Annotated in this window: 15 protein-coding genes and 3 tRNA genes; 3 read left to right on the top strand and 15 right to left on the bottom strand. The window is 53.9% G+C overall.

Features of this window, described 5'->3' with window-relative positions; all coding sequences use genetic code 11:
* Positions 1-27 precede the first annotated feature (27 nt).
* The 5 genes from ispG to Yoon_RS07050 all read right to left on the bottom strand — a co-directional run bounded on the left by ispG (position 28) and on the right by Yoon_RS07050 (position 5,370).
* Positions 28-1,146: a flavodoxin-dependent (E)-4-hydroxy-3-methylbut-2-enyl-diphosphate synthase gene (gene ispG / locus Yoon_RS07070; RefSeq protein ID WP_238111412.1), complete on the bottom strand. Its 1,119-nt coding sequence runs from the start codon at positions 1,144-1,146 to the stop codon at positions 28-30.
* A gap of 73 nt (positions 1,147-1,219) precedes the next feature.
* Entirely contained in the window at positions 1,220-2,410 is a 1,191-nt protein-coding gene (locus Yoon_RS07065; RefSeq protein WP_238111411.1) for a helix-turn-helix domain-containing protein, read from the bottom strand.
* Positions 2,411-2,525: 115 nt separating this feature from the next.
* Complete coding sequence (gene hemA, locus Yoon_RS07060) at positions 2,526-3,749, bottom strand: 5-aminolevulinate synthase (RefSeq protein WP_238111410.1); 1,224 nt, start codon at positions 3,747-3,749, stop codon at positions 2,526-2,528.
* A 227-nt stretch (positions 3,750-3,976) separates the two neighbouring features.
* Complete coding sequence (locus Yoon_RS07055; RefSeq protein ID WP_238111409.1) at positions 3,977-4,753, bottom strand: hypothetical protein; 777 nt, start codon at positions 4,751-4,753, stop codon at positions 3,977-3,979.
* Between the two features lie 137 nt (positions 4,754-4,890).
* Positions 4,891-5,370: a hypothetical protein gene (locus Yoon_RS07050; protein ID WP_238111408.1), complete on the bottom strand. Its 480-nt coding sequence runs from the start codon at positions 5,368-5,370 to the stop codon at positions 4,891-4,893.
* A 278-nt stretch (positions 5,371-5,648) separates the two neighbouring features.
* Between Yoon_RS07050 and Yoon_RS07045 the strand changes: the two genes are divergently transcribed.
* Positions 5,649-7,022: a M20/M25/M40 family metallo-hydrolase gene (locus Yoon_RS07045; RefSeq protein WP_238111407.1), complete on the top strand. Its 1,374-nt coding sequence runs from the start codon at positions 5,649-5,651 to the stop codon at positions 7,020-7,022.
* A 68-nt stretch (positions 7,023-7,090) separates the two neighbouring features.
* Here the strand turns inward: Yoon_RS07045 and Yoon_RS07040 are convergent.
* A tRNA-Asp gene (locus Yoon_RS07040) sits at positions 7,091-7,167 on the bottom strand.
* A 28-nt stretch (positions 7,168-7,195) separates the two neighbouring features.
* Positions 7,196-7,272, bottom strand: a tRNA-Asp gene (locus tag Yoon_RS07035).
* A gap of 298 nt (positions 7,273-7,570) precedes the next feature.
* Here Yoon_RS07035 and Yoon_RS07030 point away from each other — a divergent pair.
* A complete protein-coding gene (locus tag Yoon_RS07030) occupies positions 7,571-8,428 on the top strand; it encodes a hypothetical protein (protein ID WP_238111406.1) in 858 nt (285 codons plus the stop codon).
* Positions 8,429-8,598: 170 nt separating this feature from the next.
* Here Yoon_RS07030 and Yoon_RS07025 read toward each other — a convergent pair.
* The 8 genes from Yoon_RS07025 to tgt form a co-directional block, all read right to left on the bottom strand.
* A tRNA-Val gene (locus Yoon_RS07025) sits at positions 8,599-8,674 on the bottom strand.
* Between the two features lie 41 nt (positions 8,675-8,715).
* Positions 8,716-9,276, bottom strand: a complete 561-nt coding sequence (locus Yoon_RS07020) for a histidine phosphatase family protein (RefSeq protein WP_238111404.1) — start codon at positions 9,274-9,276, stop codon at positions 8,716-8,718.
* A gap of 9 nt (positions 9,277-9,285) precedes the next feature.
* Positions 9,286-9,597, bottom strand: a complete 312-nt coding sequence (locus Yoon_RS07015) for an HU family DNA-binding protein (protein WP_238111403.1) — start codon at positions 9,595-9,597, stop codon at positions 9,286-9,288.
* A 229-nt stretch (positions 9,598-9,826) separates the two neighbouring features.
* The gene (locus Yoon_RS07010) at positions 9,827-10,264 is read right to left on the bottom strand and encodes a hypothetical protein (RefSeq protein WP_238111402.1); all 438 of its coding nucleotides are present in this window, start codon (positions 10,262-10,264) and stop codon (positions 9,827-9,829) included.
* 249 nt (positions 10,265-10,513) lie between these two features.
* A complete protein-coding gene (gene lon, locus Yoon_RS07005) occupies positions 10,514-12,919 on the bottom strand; it encodes an endopeptidase La (RefSeq protein WP_238111401.1) in 2,406 nt (801 codons plus the stop codon).
* 211 nt (positions 12,920-13,130) lie between these two features.
* The gene (locus Yoon_RS07000) at positions 13,131-13,886 is read right to left on the bottom strand and encodes a hypothetical protein (protein WP_238111400.1); all 756 of its coding nucleotides are present in this window, start codon (positions 13,884-13,886) and stop codon (positions 13,131-13,133) included.
* Between the two features lie 69 nt (positions 13,887-13,955).
* Positions 13,956-15,041 carry a glycosyl transferase family 90 gene (locus Yoon_RS06995; RefSeq protein ID WP_238111399.1) on the bottom strand — a complete coding sequence of 362 codons (1,086 nt, stop codon included), beginning with the start codon at positions 15,039-15,041 and terminating at the stop codon, positions 13,956-13,958.
* Positions 15,042-15,059: 18 nt separating this feature from the next.
* On the bottom strand, positions 15,060-16,190 hold the full coding sequence (tgt, locus tag Yoon_RS06990) for a tRNA guanosine(34) transglycosylase Tgt (RefSeq protein WP_238111398.1): 1,131 nt from the start codon (positions 16,188-16,190) through the stop codon (positions 15,060-15,062).
* 161 nt (positions 16,191-16,351) lie between these two features.
* Here tgt and Yoon_RS06985 point away from each other — a divergent pair, with 161 nt between their 5' ends.
* Positions 16,352-16,714 carry an SUF system Fe-S cluster assembly protein gene (locus Yoon_RS06985; RefSeq protein ID WP_238111397.1) on the top strand — a complete coding sequence of 121 codons (363 nt, stop codon included), beginning with the start codon at positions 16,352-16,354 and terminating at the stop codon, positions 16,712-16,714.
* Positions 16,715-16,791: the final 77 nt, after the last annotated feature.

Raw genomic sequence — 16,791 nt, 5'->3', positions numbered from 1 at the left:
CGCGCGCATCGTATGCTAGCTTCGCACCTACTCAGCCGCGCGTGCTGCTTCCAGTTCTTCAGCCTTTTTTTCAACCTGCTCCACGATATGTGCGATCATATCTGCGTTGGATTGTTTGTGGCTTTGCTTGCCCGCCAAGTAGACCATCCCTGACCCTGCTCCGCCACCAGTAAAGCCGACGTCTGTCATCAGCGCCTCTCCGGGGCCGTTAACGACACAGCCGATGATGCTGAGGCTCATCGGGGTTTTGATATGCTCGAGCCGCTGTTCCAACGCTTCAACGGTTTTGATCACGTCAAACCCTTGCCGCGCACAGGATGGGCATGAAATGATATTTACCCCACGGTGGCGCAGGCCGAGTGATTTGAGGATTTCGAACCCCATTTTCACCTCTTCGACCGGGTCCGCAGACAACGATACACGGATCGTGTCGCCAATCCCCGCCCACAGCAGATTACCCATACCAATCGCCGATTTAACTGTGCCGCTGATCATCCCGCCGGCTTCGGTGATCCCAAGGTGGATCGGCGCATCCGTTACATCGGCCAACTGTTGATAAGCAGCCGCCGCCATAAAGACATCGGACGCCTTACAACTGATCTTAAATTCGTGGAAATCATTGTCTTGCAGGATTTTGATATGATCCATCCCGCTTTCGACCATCGCATCGGGGCATGGTTCACCATATTTGTCCAACAGGTGCTTTTCCAACGATCCTGCGTTCACGCCGATCCGAATTGAGCAATTGTGGTCGCGTGCGGCTTTAATCACCTCGCGCACGCGTTTTTCATCGCCAATATTACCGGGGTTGATCCGCAAACAGGCGGCCCCTGCTTCGGCGGCTTCGATCCCGCGTTTATAGTGGAAATGGATATCCGCGACGATCGGCACAGATACTTCGGGCACGATCTGCTTGAGCGCCTTACTCGAAGCCTCATCCGGGACAGAAACCCGCACGATATCCGCGCCTGCATCAGCGGCAGCTTGGATTTGGGCAATGGTGCCTTTGACGTCCGTCGTCAGCGTATTGGTCATCGTCTGCACGGAAATCGGAGCATCGCCCCCAACAGGCACATTGCCCACCATAATTTGACGGGATTTGCGGCGTTCGATGTGGCGCCATGGGCGGATTGAATTGAGGGACATAGGGCTGCTTTCAGGCAATCGCGGTTACCGGCAATCTAAGCATCAAACCCGCGTGCAGCAACCGCTTGGCGGGTTATTCGCCTGCGCTATTTTCGGCCACGCGCACGACCTCGGCGAGGTCATCATCAGCGGTCAAATCTGCGACGCTATAGCTATCAAGCAGGCTGTCGGCATTTAGCGCGACATTGGACGTCACAACGCCCGTTTGGCCAGCAGGCCCATAGTGCACGCCATTCACCGCGAAATAGACCGCGCCGCTTTCACCTACGCGCAACGTCGCGGGTTCTTCGGTTGCGGGAACTTCGAAATTCTCGCCGGGTGACATCACACCCTCGAAAATGACAGTACCGTTGGCCGCCCGCACGCGCACCCATGCGGGGCGAACGGCAACCAATTGCAATTCTGGCACATCTGGGCCGACAACTTGGATGGCCGGTGGATGCGGCGAGGCTACATCGGCGTCGGCTACAACAACATCTGGGTTGATCTGAGCGGGTAGAACCGAACCAAAAGAGCCCGGATTCAGGGTTGAGATTGGCGCATCGCGTGCGGTCAGCACGGGCACATCAAGCGCCTGTGGGCGATACAACCGATCCAAAGCATCAGATGACGGCGCAACGAAACCAGCCAAATCTTGTGTTTGATCCAGGCTATTTGTTACGCCCGAAAGTGGATCAAGATCAGCGACGACAACCGGCGCTTGCTCAACCGGGGCGAATTGTACTTTTTGTACTTCTTGCAACACCGTCCAACCACCAAAACCAAGCCCGCCAATCATTGCGATCAGTACAAGTACTGACCCGATAGCGCGCGGTTCAAACCCGGCCATAACCCGGTCAGCCGCAGGCACAAATGGCGTCGCAGAGGCTGAGAAGATATCTTTGCCAAGCGGTGCCACGACAGGTTCACCGATCTTGCCTTGCAACGATGATGCCTCTGCGGACATGCCGTGGGCAGTCGCAAAACCGCTTTCGGTGCAAAATGTGTCAAATGCGTAATCCGGGTCCATCCGCAGATACCGCGCATATGAGCGCACATAGCCTGCAATAAATCCGGGGGTATCAAATGCGGAGGGGTCTGCGTTTTCGATCGCGGCAATATAGGCGGCTTTGATTTTCAGCTCACGCTGAACATCCAATAGGCTTTTGCCCATTGTCGCACGTTCACCGCGCATCAAATCACCCAAGCGTAACTCGAAGTCGTCAAACCCCTTGGTTTGAGCGTCCTGCGCTGCGTCTGACCGCTTGAAGGTCTTGCCAATCATCGACTGTCCCGTCGCTTAATGCCCCTAAGTGCCCAAGGAACGCGAATCGCGTTCACAAGAGTACCTACAAACACGCTAACATATTAGCGGTTGCCATGCATACGTTGAAAAAGAGTTAACCAGCCAACTCGGCGCGATTCAGCGCGCAATGCGACCAAAGATTGTCCAAAGCGCTGACAAGTGCATCCATTTCGCGCGGTCCGTGAACCGGTGACGGCGTAAACCGCAACCGCTCTGTGCCGCGCGGAACGGTCGGGAAATTGATCGGCTGCACATAGATTCCGAACTCAGACAAAAGCATATCCGACAGCTTTTTAGTATGGACCGGATCGCCCACGATCAGCGGTACAATGTGACTGCCGTGATCAATGATCGGCAATCCCATCCCCTTTAGCCGCAGCTTGAGGATTTTCGCTTGGGTTTGGTGCTGCAAACGCAGCCCATCGTCGGTTTTCAAAAGTGCAACACTGGCCGCAGCCCCCGCAGCGACCGCAGGCGGTAAGCTGGTGGTAAAGATGAACCCTGGCGCATAGGACCGGGTCGCATCACACATTTTTTCAGAGGCAGCGATATAGCCGCCCATCACACCGTAAGCTTTGGCCAAGGTACCATTGATAATATCAATCCGGCCCATCAACCCATCGCGCGCAGCAACGCCCGCCCCTTGCGGACCGTACATGCCAACGGCGTGAACTTCATCGATATAGGTCAGCGCACCAAATTCGTCCGCGAGATCACAAATCGCCTCGATAGGGGCAAAGTCGCCATCCATTGAATAGATCGATTCAAACGCAATCAGCTTTGGGGCTGCCGGGTCATCGGCTGCAAGCAAAGCCCGCAGATGATCAAGATCATTGTGGCGGAAGATGCGTTTTGCGCCACCATTGCGGCGCACGCCTTCGATCATAGAGGCATGGTTCAACGCATCCGAATATATAATCAGACCCGGAAACAGCTTTGGCAAAGTGCTCAGCGTCGCGTCATTGGCGATATAAGCAGAGGTAAAAAGAAGCGCCGCCTCTTTTTGGTGCAGGCTGGCCAATTCGGCCTCAAGCCGCTTGTGATAGACTGTCGTGCCAGAAATATTACGTGTCCCGCCGGATCCAGCGCCTGTCGCGTCCACGGCCTCGTGCATCGCGGCCAAGACAGCAGGATGTTGCCCCATCCCCAGATAGTCATTCCCACACCAAACGGTCACCGGAGTGTCGGTGCCATCATCCTTGCGCCATGTGGCGTGTGGAAACTGGCCGCGCTTGCGTTCAATATCAATAAAAGTCCGGTAACGGCCTTCGTCATGCAAACGGCTAATCGCGGCATCCAGTTGGGCAGTGTAATCCACGGGTGGTATCCTTTGTCTTGCGGCACAGGTTTTGGCGAACCAAAACTTGAATCGTTCTAAACGTCATATATGGGCAAACGCGTCCAAGCAATACGCTACAAACTGTCGCCCCTATCCCTATTGCCAGCCAAACACTTTCCGCACGTTGACCTAGATCAAATACTCCCCACAGCGCTACGCTTGGGGCAGATGCGGCCAGATAAGCGCTATATCGTGTAGGGGTTGCGTTAGAACCCGCTGTCGGGCACCCAAGGGTAAGCCGCCTGAAGATATTGATCCGCAGCACGCAAAAATCGGGCCTGCCCACCTGCAACATTCACGGTATTATTCAACGCGTCATAGGATGGCATATCCGGATGGGCCCTGGCCTGTTCTGCGGGCATCCCGGTTGCTGCAAAGTCCCGATACAGTTGGTAGCGTTGCAAGTGCAGCCCCATCGCGGATTCGACCGCGCTTGTGAGATCAGGTAAATTCAAGGTCTCTAACAACGCGCGCAATTCATGACTGCGATATGGCGGGGTGCTATATAGCGCATCAAAATGCCCAAACCCTTTGGGCCCAAATGAATCATATAAAAACGCCAGAGGCCCAGCCGCCTCGCGTTCATACGCATTCATCGCAGCGCCGGATTTCTGTTTTTCCTCAGCGAATGCGCGCAAAGACACAAAATAAGATCCATCAACAGGTTCGGCCGCAAGATCAATTGGCGGCGCAAGCGGCGCGGCATAGGCTTGGCGGCGTTCCAGCTCTGCGCGTATCGCCGCTTCGCGGACCAATTCTCGCGATGCGCCCTCTGGAAGATCCTTTTTCACGTCGGCATAAATCGACGCTTTTGCACGCCGGTTTCGCACCACATCACCGATCATCATCAAGACTTTGAACGGGACGCCAATCACGATCACCCCAGCAATCATGAGCTGCGCAAACGCAAATTTGCGGGCGTTCCGATCTGTGGCTTCAAAATCAAAGGCCGTTGTGACGAGGTCTTGAAAATATGTAAACATTTGCTGGTCCAGATTGCTGCGTCCACGTAAATTTTACCCAAAACTTTTCAGCTCACAGATCAATCGTATTAGCGATCGTATAGCTAACATTCAGGCCGCAACAGGATTGCGGCCTGAAAAGGAAACTTGCGCTTGGATCAAAAATCTACTGACAAGGTGCGGTAAGAATACACGCTGTTGTCAGCGTTTGTTGCTGCAGCAACCAAAGCATACGCCAGCAAACCACCACCCGCAGACGCCGTACGCTCAGAAACAGTTTTGTTAAACGGCTCAATAATCTCGGTACGAGTTTGCCCATCATGGGTACATACAAGCGATACCGCCGGCGTTTGACGAGCGAAACTTGGCAATTGTACGATAGCCGGTGTCACAACGTCTGCACTGTAAAAAGCCGTGTTCACTTCGCAAGAAACGCCAACCAATTCTTGCCGCGCAGTTGTATCAGTTTTGGCTTGGTAAGCGCGCACCGGAATCGGCTGAATGGCATTTGCCGTCAACTGCGATGATGCCGCAGTATAGCGCGGCGTGACCGGAGCAGTTTCGATTGGAGCACCCGGCTCTGCACATGCAGCAGTGAGCGCCAAACCGACAACGATAAATGGGAGGCGTTTGAACATCGTCTTTTCCTTAAGTATTCGCATATGCGACATAATAATGTGATCCGGTAAGTGCCTACCAGACATTTGCCACCAATCAATCCAGAATAGCATAAATGCGAAGGCTATTACGTAGGAGCGAAAGGTTAACAGACGCTACCAACTGCAATAGAGGCACTCAATTTCTAGCTGCATTATTTTAATTAGGCTCGCATTAAGGCAACACTTTTGCCTCAAAATCGATTGACCTCAGCGCCAATCGTGCCACCCTTGCGGCGACCATAACACAGGACCCCACCATGACCCTTGATCCCGTCTTAGCGCGTATCGACAACGACCTGAACGCGGCAACTGACCGGCTACTTGAACTGCTGCGCATTCCGTCTATTTCAACTGACCCCGCCTATAAAGGCGATTGTGACACCGCCGCTGATTGGCTCGTCGCCGATTTGCAAAGCATTGGCTTCACGGCTTCAAAGCGCACAACACCGGGGCATCCGATGGTTGTCGCGCATTCGGGGGGCACGGGACCACATGTGCTGTTTTACGGGCATTACGACGTGCAACCTGTTGACCCGCTTGACCTTTGGGACCGCGACCCGTTTGACCCGCAGATCGAAGACACGGCCAAAGGCCCGGTCATCCGCGGGCGCGGATCGTCAGATGATAAAGGCCAGTTGATGACATTCGTTGAGGCCTGCCGTGCGTGGAAAAAGGTCCACGGCACCCTGCCCGGCAACATCACCTTGTTCTTTGAAGGTGAAGAAGAATCCGGGTCGCCATCGCTGACACCTTTCATGCGCGAGAACGCCGAAGAACTGACCGCCGATGTGGCGCTGATCTGCGATACCGGGCTTTATGGTGACAGCACGCCTGCGATCATCACCCAGCTGCGTGGGCTGTTAGGCGAAGAGTTGACCATCACCGGCCCTGACAAAGACCTGCATTCCGGCATGTATGGTGGCCTTGCGATGAACCCTGCGCGCGTTCTCGCACGCATCATCGCGGCCTTGCATGATGACGACGGGCGGATCACCGTGCCGGGCTTCTATGATGGGGTGCCCGAGCTATCGAATGAATTGGCCGCAGCTTGGGATGATCTGAAGTTCGACGAGAAGGCGTTTCTAGGCGAAGTCGGCCTATCTGAACCAGCCGGAGAACGCGGGCGCCGCCCACTCGAGATGATCTGGTCACGTCCGACTTGCGAGGTCAACGGCATCTGGTCCGGGTACACTGGCGACGGGTTCAAAACCGTGCTGCCATCCGAAGCCCACGCCAAGATCAGCTTCCGGCTGGTCGGAACGCAAGATCCGCTGAAAATTCGCGAAAATTTTCGCAAAATGGTGCAAGACATGCTGCCCGCCGATTGCACAGTGACGTTTAGCGACCACGGGGCTAGTGCTGCGGGCCAAATGACAACGACGCACCCGGCCTTTGACCAAGCGCGCAAAGCGCTCTCCGACGAATGGCCCAATGCGGCGGCCTATGTGGGCTGCGGCGGGTCGATCCCCATTGCCGGGCATTTCAAGGACATCCTGAACATGGACGCAATGTTGATCGGCTTTGGCAAAGACGACGACGCGATCCATTCGCCCAATGAAAAATATGACCTGTCGTCTTTCCATAAAGGCATCCGGTCGTGGGCGCGCATCCTGCACGAAATGACCAAATGATATGGCGTAGGGTGGATCTCGATCCACCCTGCTGTCGCCGCAAGGCACTATGATATGTGGGGGATAAGTGGCGCGGTTGACGGGGCTCGAACCCGCGACCTCCGGCGTGACAGGCCGGCACTCTAACCAGCTGAGCTACAACCGCGCAGCGCTAGATCACGAAAGAAAGAAAGTGGCGCGGTTGACGGGGCTCGAACCCGCGACCTCCGGCGTGACAGGCCGGCACTCTAACCAGCTGAGCTACAACCGCGCATTTTCTTTCCGGTCTGTGACCGAACGTGGGGTGCTTCTATGTCTGCGCCCGCCCCTCGTCAAGCGGTGGTTTCGCAAAAAATGGCTTCTAGGACAGGTTTTCGAATTGTGTCCCAAAAGCACCCGAGATTTGGGGCCGGAGTGGGGCCAAATGTACAACCGATCGAGCCGCAGTTTTTGTTGCATCATAGCGTCAGTGTTTCGGCGCAATTTGTTTCAAACTTAAAAGACATCGCCTTAAACCTGAAAATCGTCTATTGTGCAAACACAGAAGTATTTTAACAATTGGAACAATTATGAAAAATGTACACAAATTAGCATTAACAACCTTTCTAACGACATTGGCATGCACCAGCGCATCAGCCCAAGACGGTTTTGTCGGCGTGAGCATCGGCGGGTTGAGCGGTTCGAACATTGACAATGACGATGAATACAACGGTAGCACAGCACAAATCGAAGGATCGATTGGCAAAGAATACGGCGATTTCCGGTTTATTGCGGACGGCCGTGCACGCTTGATCGAATTCGACACCAACGAGGTTGAGACCCTTGACGGGGACCCATCAAGTTCGCTTTACGCGCTCCACGCCCTTTATGGAGTTCGCGAAACAATTGATCTCGGCCTGTTTGCCGCGGCCGGCTGGGCCGATACGGGCGACGAAGATCCCCAGTTCGCGTTGTCAGGCTACGGGATCGAAGCCCACTATCTGATCAACGCAAACTTCACCGCCTACGGCCAAATCGCCCAGTTTGAAGCATCACGCGATGCAAGCAGCCCAAATGGCACCCAAGACGCGACGCTTGTACGTCTAGGCGGCACATATGGGGGACTTCAAAACACCACGCTCTATGCTGATGTACAGTGGGCAACCGCAAGCGACTATGAAGATGATGGAGAAGATTATGAATTCCACAACCTGTCGCTTGGTGGTGAAACGGTGCTACGCGGGTCACAATTTGCAGTGACTTATGACGTCGCGTTTTTCGGATCCACGCCTATTGCTGGTAGCGACGATGATTCAATGCGCTCGACCGAAATTGCACTTGGCGTGCGGTACACCTTTGGGAACGCAGGGTCAGCCCGTGCAGCAGGCCATATCGGCGCGCCCTCGTTGATCAGCGAAACGAATATGTTCGCAGAACTACACAACTAAGCCTGACGGTTGGGTGCAACCCCGCTGCGAACGATTTCCATGACTGCGCTCCGCGAATCTATTCGCGGAGCGTTTTTTATGCGACATGACAAAACGGCTATCAGCAAAGCACAACGACCCAGCACCAAATCTCAATTCATCGACACGATACAAATGAACAATAGAGGGGATGGTGGGTGATGAGAGGCTCGAACTCCCGACATCTTCCGTGTAAAGGAAGCGCTCTACCAACTGAGCTAATCACCCGATGAGGGCTGATTTAGGGCATGTTGCGGGCGGGCGCAAGCCTAAGTGAGCAAGTTTTGTGAACCATTTTTCAAATGATAGACGCAGCCCTGTCCGCCATGGATCGTGGTGCCCTCAATTGCTTCAGGCCCCGCAAGAATTTCGCGCAATGTGCGCCCTGTCACCCCGTGCGTCACCAGCACCGCAGGCCCCTTTAAATCTTGCAAAAATGCGTTGCAGCGGGCTTTTACAGCCGCCAGACCTTCGCCATTTGGGGCAACCTCATATTGCGCCATATAGGGATCAGAGGCGTCCGGGAGCGGTAGCGTGTCACGCAGCGCACCGGACCAGTCACCGACCCCAATTTCACGCAATCGATCATCTGTACGCACCAATTCCGCCAGTGGCGCGCAGGCGATTCCCGCCGTTTGCACCGCCCTGCCCTGTGGGCTGCTGATAAATGCGAATTCGCGGAGGTCACGTTCAGCAAGAATCTCCCCTTGGCGTGCGGCCTCGTCGCGGCCCTGCGCGGTCAGAGGCGAGTTCAGCTCGCCTTGCATACGCCCTTCGAGGTTCCATGTCGTTTGACCATGGCGCAAAATATAGATTTCCGGGTATGCCATTTGTATCGCTTAGGCATCGTCATCCGCAGGTCGCGCGACACTATCAACTTTTGCCGTGCGAAATTTCATCGTCAGCAACGATGCGCCGTTGTTCAGTTCTTTGGATTTGATGATCCTGGTCTTGCCCATGGGTGGTAAAACCAGCTCTTCCCCGCGCGCCAGCGCTTCGCCGATCACCGCAAGTGCAGCCTCAACGGCTGGCTTCACATCCCGTTTTTTCAGGCCGGTCCGCGCAACAACCTCATTGAAAAGTTGTGGCTTTTTCAAAACGGTCGGCGCCTCAAGCGCCTCGTCTGTCTGTGGGGTTTCGGGCGTGGTCATGGTGTTTTCCTTTTGCTTTGCGCCACATTAACAGGTGGTGCGGCACTTACCAGCGCGGTCTAGCTGACAATTGTCTAGCTGCGGCCGAACACCTGACCCATCATCTTTGCGTTATAAGCCCACCCATCCTATCTGCTTCGCGCGACACACCCAGCAGGCAAATGAAAAAGCGTACGTTGATATATCGTGCGCAAAGGTACTTTAAGCTAGTCGGCTGCAGCACTATTACCTACTTAAGCCAAACTCTGCCGGCACTACAAAGCCTCCGACAATCTGAAGCGTCACGCAAAAGTTCCTCTTGCCTTAAGATATCATCCACGCCGGGACCGGTAAAACGTGGATCGTCACAAACCCCATTTCGCGCCCAGTCATTTCGGTTCAAACCGAAGTCAATTTCAGAACATTCTGAAGGGCTGCTTTGCTCTTTAGAGCGCACCTGCGATATAAGACCCGCTGTGAGCATGCGACCACAGTCACTCGCATCGCGACCAGTGTTTTCTTGGCTCAGCACCGACGCCATACCCTCGCCCTTAAATCTCGGATCGTCACATTCGTTGTCGTTCGCGTACTCGGATGAGTTATCGCCCAATCCTTCGACAACAACGCCAGTCATGCACCCTGCGGTAAGTAAGATGGCCAGGAAAGCCGATTTTGAAATATGACGCATAGAAATTTCCTCAAATATATAAACTAAGACTATTGGCGATTAGGCAGATTTCCGTAGAAATTGGCACTGGCCATGTTCACGCTTATGTTACTGCCTTTTTAGCAAAGACGTCACCACTTGCAAGGCAAGAGCGCACTAAGAACCCTCGGAATACGTGTGCCAAGTGGCAAAACGCGCGCCTAGCCAGCGCCTATGCATATAAAAAAGCGCGCCACAAAGGGCGCGCCTTTCATTTTCCTTTAACCGCGATTAATGCGCCCGCGCACCTTGTGCGGCTTCGCCTGCCTTGAGCGCCGCGGCAGCGGCCTCTTCGGCGGCTTCATCCCAAATGATCGGATCCGGGGCGCTGACCAGCGCATGTTCCAGCACCTCTGACACGTGGCGCACCGGGATGATTGTCAGCCCCTCTTTGACGTTATCAGGGATGTCCGGCAGGTCTTTGGCGTTTTCTTGCGGGATCAACACGGTTTTGATGCCGCCGCGTAATGCGGCCAATAGTTTTTCTTTCAGCCCACCAATCGGCATCGCGTTCCCACGCAAAGAAACCTCGCCGGTCATGGCAACGTCTTTGCGCACGGGAATCTTGGTTAGCACCGACACAATTGATGTCACCATCGCCAGACCTGCTGACGGGCCATCCTTGGGTGTCGCGCCGTCTGGCACGTGTACGTGGATGTCGATTTTGTCAAATTGCGGCGGCTTCACCCCAATTTCAGGCGCGATCGAACGCACATAGCTGGACGCCGCATCAATCGATTCCTTCATTACATCACCCAGTTTCCCGGTCGTTTTCATCCGACCTTTACCCGGCAGGCGCAAAGCTTCGATGTTCAACAGTTCGCCGCCAACACTGGTCCAGGCAAGCCCAGTTACGACGCCAACTTGATCGTTTTCTTCGGCCAGCCCATAGCGGTGCCGTTCAACACCCAAGAAATCATTCAGGTTTTCAGCGGTGACGGTGATATTAGTCGCTTCTTTTTTGACGATCTTGGTCACAGCTTTACGCGCCACTTTGGCAAGTTCACGCTCTAGGTTCCGCACGCCCGCCTCGCGGGTATAGACACGCACCATCGATAGCAGCGCATCATCAGACACGCTGAATTCGGCCGGTTTCAGCCCGTGATTTTTCATCACTTTAGGCAACAAGTGCTGCTTTGAGATTTCGACTTTTTCGTCTTCGGTATAGCCCGAAAGCGAAATAATTTCCATCCGGTCAAGCAGTGGCCCTGGCATGTTATAGCTGTTGGCTGTGGTTAGGAACATTACGTTCGACAGGTCATATTCGACCTCCAAGTAGTGATCCACGAAAGAGCCGTTTTGCTCTGGGTCCAGAACCTCTAGCATCGCTGACGCCGGATCACCCCGGAAATCCTGTCCCATCTTATCGATTTCATCGAGCAAGATCAGCGGATTGGTTGTTTTCGCCTTTTTCAACGCCTGAATGATCTTACCCGGCATTGAGCCGATGTAAGTCCGACGGTGGCCGCGGATTTCAGATTCGTCACGCACCCCACCCAATGAGATACGAATGAATTCGCGCCCGGTTGCCTTGGCCACAGATTTACCCAAGCTGGTTTTCCCGACGCCGGGCGGGCCAACCAAACACATAATCGGGCCTTTGAGCTTGCGCGAACGTTGCTGCACTGCGAGATATTCAACGATACGTTCTTTGACTTTCTCAAGTCCGTGGTGATCGTTGTCGAGCACCTTTTGCGCGTGCCCAAGGTCCTTTTTGGTACGTGATTTATTGCCCCATGGAACAGCCAAGATCCAATCAAGATAGTTGCGCACGACTGTGGCCTCGGCGGACATGGGTGACATATTCTTGAGCTTCTTCAGCTCTGCGTCCACCTTTTCGCGGGCTTCTTTGGACAGTTTGGTTTCCGCGATTTTCGCTTCAAGCTCAGCGACTTCGTTCTGGCCTTCTTCGCCATCGCCAAGTTCCTTCTGAATGGCTTTCATTTGCTCATTCAAATAATATTCGCGCTGGGTGCGTTCCATTTGGGTTTTGACGCGCGTCTTGATCTTTTTCTCGACCTGCAACACCGACATTTCGCCCTGCATCAGCCCAAAGACTTTTTCAAGCCGTTCGGTCACAGACAGGGTTTCCAGCAGCCCCTGCTTTTGATCAATCTCAATCCCAAGGTGCCCGGCAACCAGATCCGCGAGTTTCGCAGGCTCAGTTGCTTCGCCGACGGCGGCCATGGCCTCTTCGGGGATGTTTTTCTTGATTTTGGCATAGCGTTCAAATTCAGCTGCGACATTCCGCACGAGCGCTTCTTCTTCAGCCGGATCGCCCGTGGTTTCATCAAGATATTCGGCGGATGCCTCAAAAAATTCTGGGTTGTCGATAAAGCCAGTGATGCGCACACGGCTGCGCCCCTCGACAAGCACTTTCACGGTGCCATCGGGAAGTTTCAGCAGTTGCAGCACATTGGCCAACACGCCTGATTTGTAGATGCCATCCTGTGCAGGATCATCTTCACCGGCGTCAATCTGGCTCGACAATAGGATTTGCTTATCGTCCTGCATCACCTCTTCAAGCGCGCGGACAGATTTTTCGCGCCCGACGAACAGCGGCACAATCATATGTGGGAACACCACGATATCGCGCAGCGGCAGCACGGGGTAGGATGAACTCAACGGTTCTTGCATAGTCACTTCCTTTATTGGCAAGACGCCCGGCCCCGTTACACGGCAGCAATGGGTGTCTCCTATTGGTATAAATATGTGGGGTGATATCCGGCGTTTTCAACCAGCCACACATTTGTTTCGCGCAGATTGCCTGCCCTCGCACGACGCTGCAAGGTCACAATAGCGCGATAGCCACAATAATAGAGTAAAACAGTTACAATACCCCCAACGTCTACCGTTCGAGCATCAACATATACGAACTTGTTGCCGGGCCGCGCGCCGATTGCATGAGGCCCACGATAAAATCATGGTCAATTGGAATCATCACCATTTGATCGTAACCACCATCTTGTTCGCGGTAGGAAACAATCCGCGCGTATTCTTCAAATGGGCAGCCGAACACCTCTTCGACCTGCGTTTCAAATTCCGGCGCTGCCGTCATCACATCAGCAAGCGTAAAGTCCAATTCACCCCGGACAGGAATTTGCCAGCGCGTTTGTTCCGGAACCTGACGTGACGCTACATAAACGTCGTACCCGCCGCTTACAGAGACGAGTCGCGCCGGTAAAATCGGCGGTAACGGATCCGTATGCGGCACCAACTTTCCATTGACGACAGTATAATTACCGGTGAACGTCAACGACCAGTCGTCCCCAGCCAATTGATCACCTAAAAGCAATTGCCGCCCATCGGCACCGATCTTGCAGGCCGATTCCAAGTCTTCTTCCCCCTCGGGAAGAGGGTCATGCAATAACACCATCATATCATATTCATTTTTTGTCAGCACATCTATGAGATCGCTGTAGCCACCACCGCTCTCTTCAACAGCATCCATTTTGTCGAGCAGCGAGTCTTCCGTAGCACCCCATTCTTCTTCGGTCATCGCATCGATTTCGGGATAATCGGTGAGATCAATATCCTCGGCATAAAGCTGACCACCCCAGGCGACGGCGACAGTAAGAGCCAAGAAAGAACGTAAAGAGAGCATCGTAAAATCCTTTATATAAATAAGGTCATTCCAACACGTCTTTTCACGGATTTCTAGTATTATGTCCTCTTACCCGGTCCCAAACCCACGCTTGTTGGCGCGTATGCGCCATTTGAATCGCCCGTAATCCGCCCATAATGCGTGCACTTGCGGCAATTGCGTGATTCTCTGCCTAGCGCTGAACGTAAGCGGGGCGTCCGCATGATTAAGATACCCACGCACCACTGCGCGTATAATTGCGAATTCGGTCTTGATGTCCAAGAACCGGGCGACATAGGCCCGCCCGTTTTGCGCAATTTCTTTGCATTTTTGAGGGTTGCTGCGACACCAATCGTAAATATCGTTCAAATCTGACAGGTCTGTGTTTACAGGAACGTAGTGCTCCCACGCTTTCAATTCACCTTCCAAAAGCCAAGTTTCGCAGCGAGGTTTAGGCATGATGATCGTCGATTGTGACCCCAACATCCACTTGAGCCCGGTCGCCACGTCATTGCCCTCAAGACATAACAGAAACTTGGATTCAAGCTGTTCGGCCATCGTGAGCCGTGCGCCCATACGCGCCTGCACGGCGGCCAAAGGGAATGATCTGTTTGCGTCTGTGTGTTGGGTGAGTTTTGTAAACTTTGCATCAATCCCATCGGCCAGTTCTGGCAAATGGGCCAAATAATAGCGCGGTGAAAGTGGATTGTTTTGGTCGGTCGCATCAAAGCAACCTGTGGTGACACCGCGCCACAGCAAACGGTCGTCTTTTTGTTCAAACGGACGGTCGTTGGCGGCCAAGTTCCCAACGCTTGACCAATGGCGCATCCAGTTGAGCGGCAAGACCACACCATGATCGCCACGATCGCAAACAGCCCGCGATTTTATGATTGTTGGAACCTGTATCCGCTGATCATTGTCTTTCGCAAGTATACGGCATTGCGCGAACGGTGCTGACATCGCAAAATAAAGTTGGGCTTGGCGATAATAGCAACCGTACCTCTGCCCTATCCCGTCTGGATAAACATGTTTCGCCCTTTCGCACACATCAATTTCGCGTTCTAACGCACCGATGTTGATGCTTTCGTCTGCGGGAACCGCGTCAGCTGCGATCTTTTCGGCAACACCACCCAAATAGAGGCTGATCCGATCTTCGGCGAAACCTGAAAGTCCCAACGTAAGCTTGCCCCAATACTATAGCGGTTCAATATCGCCTTGCGCCCGTCCTGCGTGAAAATCGGCCTCCCATGCGGCAAACGTACCAGCGGCAATGGCATCGCGCATACCCTGCATGATGTCTTGGAAGTAATGCAGGTTGTGCCATGTCAGCAGCATGCCGCTGATCATTTCTTGGGCGCGGAACACGTGGTGCAGATAAGCACGCGAGTAATTCCGGCATGCGGGGCACGTGCAGTTTTCATCCAAAGGTCGCGGGTCATCTGCGTGGCGCGCGTTTTTGATGTTCAACACCCCACGTCGGGTAAAGATTTGACCGGTACGGCCAGACCGGCTGGGTAGCACGCAATCCATCATATCGATGCCCCGTTTCACCGCGCCAACAATATCATCTGGCTTGCCAACACCCATCAGATAGCGCGGTTTATCTGTGGGCAATTGATCTGGCGCGAAATTCAACACATTGAACATAGCCTCTTGGCCTTCACCAACGGCAAGCCCGCCAACCGCGTAACCATCAAATTCAATGTCGCGCAGGGCCGCGGCGCTTTCAGCACGCAGGTCTTCTTCAAGCCCGCCTTGCTGAATACCAAACAGCGCATATCCGGGGCGATCCCCAAAGGCATCGCGCGACCGCTGCGCCCACCGCATCGACATTTGCATGCTTTCATTGATCCGCTTGCGATCCGCCGGTAGCGCGGGGCATTCATCGAAGCACATCACAATATCAGAACCGAGCAGCTTTTGAATTTCCATTGACCGCTCTGGAGTCAGTTCGTGTTTGGACCCATCAATATGGGACCGAAAGGTGACCCCTTTTTCGGACATTTTACGCAGATCGGACAGAGACATCACCTGAAACCCGCCGCTATCGGTAAGGATCGGCTTGTCCCAATTCATGAACTTGTGCAGCCCGCCAAGATTGGCGATGCGTTCTGCGGTGGGGCGCAACATGAGGTGATAGGTGTTGCCCAGCAAGATATCAGCACCCGTCGCCGCGACGCTTTCTGGCATCATGGCTTTGACGGTGGCGGCGGTTCCAACGGGCATAAAGGCAGGCGTGCGAATTTCGCCACGCGGGGTCGAAATCACCCCGGTGCGAGCCTTGCCATCCGTGGCATTGAGCGAAAATGAAAATGGTTTTGTCATGCCCTGTCTTTCACCGATCTTGCGGCGATTGCCAAGGGGGCTTGCTCAATTCATCGCGGCGTTATGCCTCTGCGCACAAGCGCTTTTGAAGCCGACCACGGTCTTTACCTTATTCGCACCAATCCCTATATGTTTGCTCAGGTTTGCAAGGAAACGACGTCATGACTGACACCACTGCCCCGCTTGAAGGTGCGCCAATGATCGCGCCATCGACAACAGATCATCCACTGTATGAAGATATCGTGCAAGCGTGCCGGTCCGTATATGACCCTGAAATTCCAGTGAATATTTATGATCTTGGGCTGATCTACACGATTGATATCAAAGAAGATAACGCTGTTCTTGTGACTATGACGCTGACCGCGCCGGGCTGTCCGGTTGCGGGTGAAATGCCCGGCTGGGTCGCCGATGCAATTGAGCCGCTGCCCGGCATCAAACATGTTGACGTTGAAATGACGTTTGAACCGCAGTGGGGCATGGAAATGATGTCTGATGAAGCCCGGCTTGAGCTAGGTTTTATGTAATCACCACAATATCGCACCCAATTAAGGATGCAAAGCAACAAGCGCACCCTATATTTGTTGCATAATGGAAATCGCAC

Origin of the sequence: Yoonia sp. I 8.24 (assembly GCF_022096995.1) — a bacterium.
Classification (GTDB): domain Bacteria; phylum Pseudomonadota; class Alphaproteobacteria; order Rhodobacterales; family Rhodobacteraceae; genus Yoonia.
This window is presented reverse-complemented; position numbering and strand designations above follow the sequence as displayed.